This window comes from Mesorhizobium sp. B2-4-1 (assembly GCF_006442185.1).
In the GTDB taxonomy this organism is placed as follows: domain Bacteria; phylum Pseudomonadota; class Alphaproteobacteria; order Rhizobiales; family Rhizobiaceae; genus Mesorhizobium.
Window position 1 is genome coordinate 89127 of sequence record NZ_VFVN01000010.1, and the last position, 12419, is coordinate 101545.

The window sequence follows — 12419 nt, forward strand, 5'->3', positions numbered from 1 at the left end:
CGGTTCTCAACCGGTTTGGCTGAGCGAGAGGAGGAAGTGACTATCAAAATACCTCAAAAGAAAATGTCGATACGGATTGCCACTAGGATGGGGTCCGCGGACGCCAACTTTGCCCACGGGCACCGGCACTCAGGTGGCGGCAAAGGAAGCATACCCAAGAACTCGAGATCCGGAGCAGATCCAAAGGCAGTTGAGGGCACACGCGACCTCGATTCCACCGACGGAGTCCCTTGGGCACGACGCCAAACAACGGTCCACACAGCTCCCCGGTCGACTTCCTCCCCAATTCAGCGCTTGGGGATTCACCGGTTTGCGGAAACGTCCTTCATGACTCGGCGTAATTGGCCCTGCTTGAATCGGAAATCGCATGAGTCGGTAGCGCCCGGTTCTTTCTTGTAAGAGAGCGGCTTCTGCAGCAAATCCAGGAATATTCATTTTGATCGCCTCCTTTGTTGGTTTTATCGATCATAGCATTTGACCAGACTAACTCCCGATTTGTCGACACAAACGGGGTCTCCTTCAGTCCGCCAACATGCAGGAACGCTTTAACCAAGGAGCGCCCGCATGAACGGGCGATCCGGATCTTGCGAACGAAGCTTCTGAATTGCGCTTAGCAGAAGCCAGACGCATAACATGCGGTCAAACATGCCGGTATATCGCCAGCAGTAAGTATTGAACAAGCAGTAGTACATGCAAGGCATGACCAAAACCCAAAGAGCACACCACCTCCCCCAATCATGCCTCCGCCGCCGCCGCGCAATTGAGCCATCACTCCTTCTCCAATATTGTTGTGTGGTTGGTTTATTGCAGATTGGTAGTGACCTCTCGTCTTGCATAGCGATGTTTCTGCAGTAAATCCAGGCATATTCATTTTGTATCTCCTTACACTTACTTAGATTTAACGGTCATAGTACGGCGACATCTTCGCGACGAGGAACGGAAATTCTTCGGTTACGTCGCAGCGCGTAGAGAACTTCTCTGTAAAATCGCTGTTGCGGTTGGTATAAGAGAAGATCACGTCAACGATGTTGCGGGTGGCGCTCAAGGGCGAGGGGCGCACTTCCACCCCGGTCAACGAAAAGTCCCGCCCAAATTCCTCAGCGGCCTTGCCATAGATAGCGGGATAGCGCATGGCCAGGTAGTTCAAGGCGCGGTGCTCGTCGGTCGCGCCGGCATTGTCCGTCAGCTGCATGATCCTGCCGAACAGTTCCTCGGCCGCCGGTCCGAACTGCTGGGCAGTGGTTTTCTCCGGCTTCGGGATGGCTTTGATAAGGGCGTCGCGGTCGAAGGAGTAGATTTGATCGAATGCGACGATGGGTACCATCAGGCCATTACACATTTGCGGCGGCGCGATGGGACCGCGCATACCGATGACAACATCGATGTCATTAGGGCTAGGGGCGGGACGAGTGGCTTCCACCAGCAGATCAATGTCCGCCGGATCGCGTGGCTGCAGTAGGTAAGTTTCCAGCCCCTGGATGGTCAGGACCCAGCATAGTTGGCGCACTAGGTAGCGGTGCTCGCGCTTGGATAGCACGGCGTAGAAGGTCTGTTGATCGGTCTTCCCGGCGGTCTCCGTGCGTCCTGTCGCCTGGGCAAATTCCTTTTCCGCGGCGAGGTTCGGGAAACGCGCTTCGACCCGACCAATGGCGTAAACATAAGAGAGGGACATGGAGTTCGCGCCTCCTGCGCAGGTTGGGCAGGGCGTCTCCCTCGAGAGTGGAGAGGTCGACGACGATCGGAGGTTTTCCTCCCCAGCGGGACCGTAGGCGGCCGTGAACACAGCGGCATCGCATCTTGCCTCATCATGACCTGTCGACCGTTCTGTCGATTCTTGTTCCATAGTAATCCTCATTCATCACATCACAGATCAATGGATCTGGGTTAATGGGCACGGCCGGTGAAGACAAACCGGCGGTTTAGCGCGGCCGCCCGGCGTTCACAGCCTCCGCAGGATTGTATCCCCAGATAGGAGGTAGCTCGTCCAACCGCATCGCCTAACCCGATTTCCTCGTCGGTGATAAATCCAGGCAGGCGTACCCGGTAAGGCGGATGTTCGCTCTGGTTTGGCGAGTCGTTGCCTTCATTTGCCTTTGTCACGCTGTTCGCCTCCTCCCATTTGTCACCAATAGTACTTGGTAGGCCGCCGCGGCATCCAGTAAAGGTGGAACGACGGAAGCACGTCGCGAGGTGGAAGCTTGGGTCAGGGCGAGCTTGATTTGTACCGCGGTCGCAGAAGGAAATTCCGACCATAGAAGTGCAATCGCACCGGTCACAAAGGGCACCGCAACACTTGTTCCACCGAGCGCAAGCGACTGGCCCTCGCTGCCGAGACTGGTAATGCTGTCGCCGGGCGCGCGAAAACCCCGCCTGCCGATGGAACTACCCAGGTTCGATTCGTCGATCGGCCTACCTCGAAAATCACAGGCCACCACCGGGATGACCCACGGGTGGCGGGTGATGGCGGAACTTCCAAGCGTGCCTTGGTTGCCCGCAGCTGCAACGATTATGACGCCGCGGCTGACGGCGAGATTGAGCGCCTCTTCCAACGCCTGCTCGTCTTTAACTGAAGGTTGCGCAAGGGCGAGGCTTAAATTGATTACTCGCGCGCCTGAGCCAATGCATTCGACAATCGCCGTGGCAAGCTCCCGGGGTGTTGCACTGGGCATATGTTCGCGCCCGGCGGTCGTCTCGGTGAAAATAGGGCGTATGAGTAGGGTACAGTCGGGGCAAATGGCGGGCGCAGCGGAACTCCGCCGGGCCGATAAGATGCCGGCCACAAACGTTCCATGTAGGCACGCCGCGCTGTTAGCTTGGGTGCATGTGCCACCGCTGCTTCCGAGGATCTCGTGGAGGTGTTCGCCTGTCAGATCGGGATGTTGGGTAACGACAGGTCCATCGATGAGCCCGATCTTCACTTCCGGGCTACCGCTGCCGCGTTCCATCAACGCGGTGAGGCTGACTAAGGCTAAAGAAGCAGAGGGCGCCATCTGCGTTGGACGATCGTCGCGATCGACCTCCCAGCATCTTTTTTATCCTACACGCCGCAAGGAATAACGCAACCCCATCCGGTTGCAATGTCGTAAGCAGATGAGTTGTCCGGATTAGGTAGCACGTGAGTTGTCCGGTTTTATCGCCAGCGGATGGAGGCTGGGGATGAAGCGGGCAGCGTGGCTACAGGACCGGAGAATGCAGAAGTTTCGGGACGTTTTGGAGCGCTGGAATGGCGGCGATCTTTCGATGATGGAGGCAGGGGAGTTGCTTGGCATGTCGGAGCGGCAATTCCGACGCTACCGCGACCGGTACGAAGAGGCTGGGGAAGCAGGGTTGCTGGATCGGCGCTTGGGCAAGCTTTCGACGCGTCGGGTGCCGGCGGAAGCGATTGAGGAGATGCTGGAGCTTTACCGTCATCGCTACCTCGGCTGGAATGTGAAGCATTTCCACGAGCACCTGCTGCGCGATCACCATTTCAGCTGGGGTTACACCTTCATCAAGACGCAGCTCCACGCGGCGGGCCTTGTGGAACGGGCCAAGCGGCGCGGTGCTCACCGGCGCAAGCGGGAGAGGAAGCCTTGCGAGGGGATGATGCTGCATCAGGATGGCAGCCGTCATCGATGGCTGGCGGGTGAGCCGATGCTGGACCTGATCGTGACGATGGACGATGCGACGAGCACGATCTATTCGGCTTTCCTGATCGAGGAGGAAGGCACGGCGTCGAGCTTTCAGGGCCTTCTGGAGACATTCGTCGCCAAGGGATTGCCATCGAGCCTCTACAGCGATCGCGGCAGCCACTATTTCGTGACGCTGAAGGCCGGCGAGGCGGTCGACAAAAGCCGGCTGACCCAGGTCGGCCGGGCGCTCGAGCGGCTGGGTATCGAACATATTCCAGCCTATTCCCCTGAAGCGCGAGGCCGCTCGGAGCGGATGTTCTCCACCTTGCAGGATCGGCTGCCGAGGGAGCTGGCGCTGGCCGGAATTGCCGACATCGAGGCCGCCCATCTTCGGGCAAAGTATGTCGCTTCGCTCCAGCGGTTCCTTTGATTAGGACGACAAAGATGAGCACGATGCCCGGCATCATACATCTAGCCGTCCAACGGGGGCGCGAGGTGGGGCGGCAGGATCTGTACTGCGGGATCGCGCGCCAACCTTGCTGCATGTTCCTCCTTAGCTGAAGCTAGCAGATCGGGGTGGCTAAAGAGGTCCGCCGCCGTCGCCGCCAGCGCTTTGGCAACATGGATCATGCCCTTGTGTGCATGTGGCGATTTGCCCTGCGCCGTTACTTGCCATGTGTGCAAAGGCGTGCCGATGGCATAGGTCGCGCCATATGCCTGCACGGTCGGTACGGCCCAGCTCACATCGCCGACATCAGTCGATCCAAGCATCTGCTTGCCACCGGAAGCGGCGCCGACGATACCGTCGCTGAGAGCGCTGTCACTCTCCTGAAGCCGGAACATCGCATAGGCTGATTGGATGTGCTCCCTTGTCAGCGTGGCCTGGATCTGCCCCGCGAACGCTTGGTCAGCCGCATCGAATTCCGGCGGCCCCAGCATCTCGAAATTCTGCGCCATCGCTCCCTCCATAACGCGATTGCCAAGCAGGCTGTTCATCGCACAGACAAAGCGCGACTCCACTTGTGTCTCGCTCATCAGCGCTGCACCCTCCGCGATGCGCTTGACCCGCTCGACTAGCATCAACACCTCGGAGGCTCGCGGCGACCGAACCATGTAGCGCACAATTGCGGCCGCCTGCACGATGTTCGGCGCCGGACCGCCCGCATTGAGATAGGCGTAATGAACCCGGCAATCGGAGGGGATGTGTTCGCGCAGATAGTTGACGCCGACGCTCATCAGCTCAACGGCGTCGAGCGCGCTGCGGCCGAGATGCGGCGAGCCCGCAGCATGGGCGGACCGTCCAGTGTAAGAAAAATCAAGGATCGCGTAAGCGAGCGAGGCCGGCTCCATTACGCCCGCGAACGAGAAGGGGTGCCAGGAAAGCGCCGCGTCGACGTCAGCGAAAACCCCGTCGCGAACCATAAACGCCTTGCCCGATCCGCCCTCCTCGGCCGGGCAGCCATAATAGCGTACACGCCCGGGCAGGCTGTTCGCGGCCAGCCAATCCTTCGTCGCCGTAGCGGCGAGCAGTGCGCCGGCCCCGAGCAGATTGTGTCCGCAGCCATGTCCCGGTCCATTGCCGGAAAGACGCCGGTGTTCCGCTACGCCGGCTTCCTGGCTTAACTCCGGCAATGCATCGAACTCGCCGAGGAAGGCGATGACCGGGCCGCCTTCGCCTGCCTCGCCCATGATGGCCGTCGGCATGCCGGCAAGGCCGGTAGCAACTCGGAAGCCCTGATCGTTAAGCGCCTTCAGATGCTCGGCCGACGACCGATGTTCCTGATAGTTCAGTTCGGGCGTTTCCCAAACCCTGTCGCTCAGTTCGATGAAGCGCCCGGCCTGACCGTCGACATGCATCCATATTCCATGGCCGTTGCTCATTATCGCTCCGGAACTCCCTCAGACTGCGACAGTCTTGTGCTCGATGTAGTGATTGATGGCTTCCGGGCCGAACTCGCGTCCCACGCCGCTTCGCTTGAAGCCGCCAAAGGGGGAGAGCAGGTCCGAGGCCGCGTTGTTGATCGTCAGCCCGCCGCTGCGGATGCGGCGGGCGATCGCCAGACCCTGGTCAGTATCGTTCGTCCAAACCGAACCGGAGAGACCGTACTCCGACTCGTTGGCGAGCCGCACTGCCTCATCCACCCCGTCATAGGGGATGACGCAGACGACTGGGCCGAAGATCTCCTCCTGGGCGATGCGTGAGTTGTTGTCGACATTGGCAAAAACCGTCGGCTTCACGAAGGCGCCGTGATTGATGCCTTCCGGCATTCCAAGGCCGCCCGTCGCAAGTTCCGCGCCGCTTTCCAGCCCAGACTGGATGTAGTCACTGACCCGCTGGCGCTGGCGCTCGGCAGCAACCGGACCGAGGAAAGTTTGCGGGTCGGCCGGATTCCCGATCTTCATACCCGTAACATTGTCCACCAGCGCCGAGGTGAAGGCATCGTGGCGCCGGCGCGATATGAGTATCCGAGTCTGCGCAACGCAGACCTGGCCGTTGTTCGGAAACGAGCGGTAACGCAGCGCCTCGACCGTTTCGCCGATATCCGCGTCGTCTAAGACGAGCGCCGCGGACTTGCCACCCAGTTCTAGGCTGACTCGCTTCAGCTGCGCACCGGCGAGGCTGGCGATGCGGCTTCCGGCGGCGGTCGACCCGGTAAAGCCGATCTTGTCCACTCCCGGATGCGTGACGAGATACTCGCTCACTTCCCGGTGCGCTACCAGGATGCTCAGCACGCCGTCCGGCAGTCCGGCTTCGCTGAAAAGTTCGCCCAGATATTGGCCGTCAATCGCCGTCTCCGGCGCCAATTTCAGAATCACCGTGCATCCGGCAAGCAGAGCCGGAAAGAGTTTCGCTAGCGCGACCTGATGCGGTGCATTCCAGGGGATGATGGCGGCAACCACGCCGACTGGTTCGCGGATCCAGATGGACGTCCCTTTCGGGAAGCCCTCGCGCTTCACTTCCCAGGGATAGTGTTCGGCCGCGGTCAGATAAGCCAGGCCCTGATCACGGATCAGGGCCTGGATCGCCGCGGCGAACCACGCGGGAGCGCCCATTTCTGCCGTGACCAGTCGGGCAAATTCCGTGGACCGCGCCTCGTAGAGGTCGGTGAATTTACGGATGACCGCGATGCGCTCGGCTACCGGCATGCGCGGCCACGGCCCTTCGTCGAACGCTTTGCGCGCCACGTCGACGGCAAGGTCGATGTCCGCCTGTGCGGCGAGCGGAGCCGTGCCGACCAGGCTGCCGTCGTAGGGCGAACGAACTTCGATGGACTCCGGGCCGAGCGGGTCGACGCGCCTGCCGCCGATGAAATTGTGCTTGAAATTCCTGGTCATTGCCCGTCTGGCTCCTGTTCCGGCTTGCCTGGGATCAGGGATGGATGAGATCCGCCGCCCGCTCGCCGATCATGATTGCAGTCGCGTTGGTGTTGCCCGCGATGTGGCGCGGAAAGATCGAGGCATCCGCCACCCACAGCCTCTCGGTGCCGCGCACGCGCAGTTCCGGCGTCACCACCGCCTTATCGTCGATCCCCATCCGGCAGGTCCCGACCGGGTGAAGGAAGGGGACCGTTGCCTTGCGCACATACTGCTCCTCCGCATCGCGGCCGGCCCCCTCGGGCGGCACGTCGATCAGCTCGCGCACGTGGTTTCCGAATGGCGGCGTCGAAGCAAGGCGGCGAATCCAGGCCAGTCCGCGTAGAACGCAGTCCAGGTCGTCTGGGTGGTCGAGGAGCCGCGGATAAATCGCGAGCGGCGTGCGCGGATCGCTGCTGCGTAGTTCCAGACGGCCAGTACTCTTGGGGTAATTCACGTTCGCCAGAATGGTGACGAGATTGCGCGTGGGGACGCGCAGGCGTCCGCTTTCGCTGAAATAGCCGAACGGGAAGAGGTGGAACTGGAGGTCGGGCACCTCCTGCTCGGGTGTGGATTTGAGGAAGGCGAGCACCTGCGCGGTCGGCACGCTCAGCACGCCACTGCGCGACAGCGCCCACTGCCCGGCGGCGCGCAGCCGGCCCAGGGCCGACGCATAGGCATTGCCCGTCTTGACGTCCATTTCGGCGCGGACATAGAGGCCCGGATGCTCCATCAGGTTGCGCCCGACGTCGGGGCTGGCGACGCGCACTTCGATGCCATGGCGACTCAGTTCGGCCGGATCGCCGATGCCCGAAAGCATTAGGAGCTGTGGCGAGTTGATGGAGCCTGCAGACAGGACCACACCGCGGCGTGCTGTTGCCCGGATTGTCTTGTCCCCGCGCATGATGTCCACGCCCGAGGCCCGCTTACCCTCCATGACGATACGCTCCACCAGCGCGTCGTCCATGAAGGTCAACTTATTGTCCTTGAGACGTGGGAGGACGAAGGCGTCGAACGCCGAATGACGCAAGCCCCCTGTCGTGGACCCTTGATTCCAGGCGACCCCTTCATGCGAGCTCCCGTTCAGGTCCGGGTTGCGGGGCACGCCGGCATTGACGAAGCTGTCAATGAATTTCTGCGATAGTGGGTGTTTCCAGCGCAGCGATGAAACCCGGAGCGGACCCATCCCGCCGCGGTGAGAATTGTCCCTGTCGTCGTCCGCCGTCTCCATCTTGCGGAAATAGGGAAGCACGGAGGCCCAGCCCCATCCCTTGTTTCCCAGCGCCTCCCAAGCGTCGTAGTCGCCGGCCGCGCCACGAATGAAGATCATCCCGTTGATGGCCGACGAACCACCCGGAACCCGCCCGCGCGGCCAGGCTTCCTGCAGTCCGTTACGGCTCGGATCAGGCTCGGTGACGTAGTTCCAGTCGTACCGGTTGTTACCGATCGTATACATGAGCGCGGCCGGTACGCGCGTCAGGTGGAGCTTCTCGCGCTTGCCCGCTTCGAGGAGAAGGACGCTCGCACCCTTTTCGACAAGCCTGGCGGTGAGCGGTGAACCCGCACTGCCCGAACCTACGACGATATAGTCGAATTCCATGATACGCTTGCCTCATCGGGATTGCGGGGCACCGCGCCGGGGTCGGGGGCGCCCAGGACGGTCAGGGACTGCGCCGCTGTTACGGGCCGCTCAGATCGACCGCCGGCATCAGCCTTGGCGCCGACAAGCCGGCCTCGACGAGATGGCACGCGGCGTAATCCACGTCGCTTCGTTTCAGCAGCGCCGGATCCTCCGTGACGCAGCGGTCAAAAGCGAACGGGCAGCGTGTGCGGAAGGTGCAGCCGGAAGGAATGTCGATGGGGTCCGGCGGCTCGCCTTCAAGGAGATAGGTCGCCGTGTCGTAGGGCTTGTGCTCGATCGCCGGAACCGCACTGAGCAGGGCTCGCGTGTAGGGATGGCCGGGATCGAAGAACGTCGCCTCGTTGCCGGCGAGTTCGGCGATGCGACCGAGATACATCACGGCCACGCGATTGCAGACGCGGCGCACCATGCTCAGATCGTGCGAGATATAGATGTAGGTCATGCCGTGGCGGGCCTGCAGACGCTCGAAAAGATCGAGCAGCTTGCCCTGTTCCACTTGGTCGAGTGCCGACAGCGTCTCGTCGAGGATCAGGAGTTCCGGGTCCAGCACCATGGCGCGGGCGATGTTGACGCGTTGCCGCTGGCCCGCACTGAGCCCTACCGGCAGTTTGTCCGTCAGCTCGGGGCGCAACCCCACCTCGTTCATCGTGTAGGCGACCTTCTCGCCGATCTCCTTGGCGCTCATTCCGCCATGGATGCGCAGCGGTTCGGCGATCGTCCGGCCAATGGCCAAATGTGGCGGGATGGCGTTGTAGGGATCCTGCAGCAGCAGCTGGAACCGACGGCGCAGATCAAGCAGCTTCTTTCGGCCGAGATGCGCGATGTCCTGGCCCTTGAACAGGATCTGGCCGCGATTGGGTGCTTCGAGGCGGCTGAGTAGACGCGAAAGCGTCGACTTCCCGCAACCGGATTCGCCTACGATGCCAAGATTATCGCCTTTGTAGACGTCGAACGAGACGCCCCGGACGGCCTGGACAACCCGGTACGCAAACAGCCTCTCACGGTCCTTGGTTGCGTAGGAACGGTAGACGTCGCGGACCGAAAGGATGATTTCGCGTGTGTCGTCCTTGGCCAAGCCCGGCGCGGCGGTGACCTGCTCGGCGCCCCAGATGCGCGGCACGCTCTTGATGAGGTTGCGCGTGTAGTTGTGCTGGGGTTCGTCGATCAGTTTACGGGTCTGCTGGCACTCGACCACGCGGCCATCGGCGAGCACGAGGACGTTGTCTGCGATCTCGTTAACCACACCGAGCGCCGAGGAGACGAAGATGACCGCCGTGCGAAAATCGCGCTGGAGATCCCTCAGTAGGCGAAGAATCTGGGCGGCGACCGTCACGTCGAGCGGCTGCGTGATGTTGTCAGCGACGAGCAGGTCAGGGTTGGTGACCAGGGCATCGACAATCAGCACGCGCTGCATCATCCCGCCGCTGAACTGGAAAGGAAATTCGTGAAAGCGCTGCGCCGGGGAAGGAATGCGGACCGCGTCGAGGACACGAAGCACGCGCGCCTTGGCTTCCGCAGTCGAAATGCCCGGCTCGACGGCGCGCAGCTTCTCGATGATCTGCTGTCCGACCGGGATGGTCGGATCGAGTGCGCTGCCAGGGTCGGAGCCTATATAGGCCACCTTGCGCCCTCGCAATCTCTGCATCTCGGCGGGCGCGAGATCGAACAGGTTGCGGCCATGGTAGGCAATCGTCCCGCCGGTCACGACCAGCGGCGGGCTTATCCAGTTGACGAGTGCGCGCGACAGGACGGTCTTACCCGAGCCGCTTTCACCGATGATGCCGAGGACCTCGTCCTGGGAAACCGAGAGATTGACGTCCTGAAGAACAGCGCGCCTTGCGCCGCCTGGCAACGCTAGATCGACCGACAGGCCCGAAATCTCGAGAATGCTTACACTCTCCCCGCTCATAGGACACCTTGGAGTAGCTTGTTGCGGGAGCGCTCAAGGGCACCGCCCATGAGGTTGATGCTGCACAGCGATATCGCCAGCAGCAGGCCGGGAATGGTGGTGATCCACCACGCATTCAGGAGATACTTGGTGCCGTCGGCGATGATCGTCCCGAATGTAGGCGTGGGCGGCTGGATGCCGATGCCGATGAACCCGAGGATGGCTTCGAAGATCATCATGCGCGCGACGTCGAGCACGGCGACGAATGCGATCGGGGGCAGGATGTTCGGCGCGATATGCACCAGCAGTATCCGGACGTCCGATGCGCCGAGGATCTTGGCGGCGCGCACATATTCCTTGCGCCGCTCGGACATGGTGACGCTACGCGCCACGCGTGCGTAGCCTGGCCAGCCCGCGAGGATGAAGACGAGGATGACCGTCAGCGGCGTCGGCCGCGTCACGCCGAGGATGGTGATGGCGAGGATGATCACCGGGATCGACATCTGCGCATCCGTGATGCGCATCAGGATCAGGTTGGTCCAGCCGCCGACATAGCCGGCCACCATCCCGACCGCCGAACCTAGAACGAACATGCCGATGACGCTCGTAATGCCGATCATCAGGGCGTTCCGCAGGCCGATCAGCGATCGGGCTAGAAGATCGCGGCCCAACTGGTCGGTCCCTATGAAATGAGGCCAGACCGAACCTTCGGCAGGCCAGGGCGGCGAGAACTTGAGGCCGACGTTGAATTTCGTCGCGGAAAGGCCGAGCAGCCCCGGCGCGGCGACCGAGAGCAGGATCACGGCGATGAAAATGACCGCCCCGACCCGGAACTCCGGCGTCTTGAATGCTTGAAGGAAGATATTAGCGCCGAGGCTTCGGGCTTTTGGGGGAACGCTGACTTCCGCGTCGACGATGGTGTGTTCGGACATCAGTACTGGAGCCTTCTGTCGATCGTGGTCGATGCGAAATCGACGAGGATGTTCACACCGACGAGCCCGGCGCAGGCGAAGATCGCGATCGCCTGGATGATCGGGAAATCGCGCTGGAACACCGCATTGATCATGAGCAGGCCGATCCCCGGATAGTTGAAGAGGTATTCGACGACGAACAGCGAGCCGAGGATCAGGCCGACCGCCTGGATGCCCAACACGTTCAGAAGGGGTATCCCGGAGTTACGCAGAACATGCGCCGAGATCATGCGCCGTCGGGTCAGCCCGCGGATTTGGCCAACATAGACATAGGGCTCGAGGAGGTTGGAGGAGACCGAAACCGAGAGCGACCGGACGATGATCGGAATCAGTTCCACCGCCAGGACCAAGGCCGGCAGGATCGCATAGGTCCAGTTCTCGTAGCCGATTGCAGGTAGCCAGCCAGTCCTGGCCGACAACAAATAAATGAACACCAGTCCGAGCCATACATTGGGCAGCGAGACGAGGACCGAACTCAGGTAAAGCGCGAATCGGTCGGGCGCCCTGCCCGCGTTAAGGCCGGCCCAGATGCCGAGCGGAACCGCGATCGACAGTGAGATCAGGAAGGCCAGGCCGGCCAGCAGCAGGCTGTAGGGCAATGTCGCGCCGATCAGATCAATGACCGGCGCCCGGTTGCTGGCATCGAAGGTCGATTCGCCGCGCGAACCTCCAGTGCTGCCGCCCTGGGCGCTGCGCACGAAGGATCGGCCGAAATCGCCGCGGACGATCTGGGTCATATACCGCCCGAACTGGACGATTATCGGATCCCGGAGGCCGAGCTCCTTGGCCGTCTGCTCCGCCACGGACTGCGAAACCATCGGGCCGAGCATCAGCCGCACGGGGTCGCCGGGCACCACGCGCAGCAGGGTGAAGATCAACAGGGCGATGCCCGCCACAATGATCACGCCTTGGGCAAGACGGCGAACGAAGAAGTCTATTGCAAAAAGCATAAC

At 61.7% G+C, this 12419-nt stretch carries 9 protein-coding genes; 1 reads left to right on the plus strand and 8 read right to left on the minus strand.

The window, feature by feature from the left end; translation table 11 throughout:
• Positions 1 to 898: 898 nt before the first annotated feature.
• Positions 899 to 1672, minus strand: a complete 774-nt coding sequence (locus FJ949_RS23425) for a hypothetical protein (RefSeq protein ID WP_140499601.1) — start codon at positions 1670 to 1672, stop codon at positions 899 to 901.
• A 424-nt stretch (positions 1673 to 2096) separates the two neighbouring features.
• Positions 2097 to 2990: a S8 family serine peptidase gene (locus FJ949_RS23435; RefSeq protein WP_140499605.1), complete on the minus strand. Its 894-nt coding sequence runs from the start codon at positions 2988 to 2990 to the stop codon at positions 2097 to 2099.
• Between the two features lie 199 nt (positions 2991 to 3189).
• Between FJ949_RS23435 and FJ949_RS23440 the strand changes: the two genes are divergently transcribed.
• Entirely contained in the window at positions 3190 to 4041 is an 852-nt protein-coding gene (locus tag FJ949_RS23440; protein ID WP_181172145.1) for an ISNCY family transposase, read from the plus strand.
• A 41-nt stretch (positions 4042 to 4082) separates the two neighbouring features.
• Here FJ949_RS23440 and FJ949_RS23445 read toward each other — a convergent pair whose 3' ends face one another.
• From FJ949_RS23445 to FJ949_RS23470, 6 genes are all read right to left on the minus strand, one after another.
• Positions 4083 to 5492, minus strand: a complete 1410-nt coding sequence (locus FJ949_RS23445) for an amidohydrolase (RefSeq protein WP_140499610.1) — start codon at positions 5490 to 5492, stop codon at positions 4083 to 4085.
• Between the two features lie 18 nt (positions 5493 to 5510).
• Positions 5511 to 6947 carry an aldehyde dehydrogenase gene (locus tag FJ949_RS23450; RefSeq protein ID WP_140499612.1) on the minus strand — a complete coding sequence of 479 codons (1437 nt, stop codon included), beginning with the start codon at positions 6945 to 6947 and terminating at the stop codon, positions 5511 to 5513.
• Between the two features lie 34 nt (positions 6948 to 6981).
• Positions 6982 to 8565, minus strand: coding sequence for a GMC family oxidoreductase N-terminal domain-containing protein (locus tag FJ949_RS23455; RefSeq protein WP_140499615.1), 1584 nt, complete (start codon positions 8563 to 8565; stop codon positions 6982 to 6984).
• 79 nt (positions 8566 to 8644) lie between these two features.
• Positions 8645 to 10516 (minus strand): ABC transporter ATP-binding protein, encoded by a 1872-nt coding sequence (locus FJ949_RS23460; RefSeq protein WP_140499617.1) that lies wholly within the window; start codon positions 10514 to 10516, stop codon positions 8645 to 8647.
• Positions 10513 to 11427 (minus strand): ABC transporter permease, encoded by a 915-nt coding sequence (locus FJ949_RS23465; RefSeq protein WP_140499619.1) that lies wholly within the window; start codon positions 11425 to 11427, stop codon positions 10513 to 10515. The genes FJ949_RS23460 and FJ949_RS23465 overlap by 4 nt, the downstream gene beginning before the upstream one ends.
• Positions 11427 to 12416 (minus strand): ABC transporter permease, encoded by a 990-nt coding sequence (locus FJ949_RS23470; RefSeq protein ID WP_140499621.1) that lies wholly within the window; start codon positions 12414 to 12416, stop codon positions 11427 to 11429. The genes FJ949_RS23465 and FJ949_RS23470 overlap by 1 nt, the downstream gene beginning before the upstream one ends.
• Positions 12417 to 12419 lie beyond the last annotated feature (3 nt).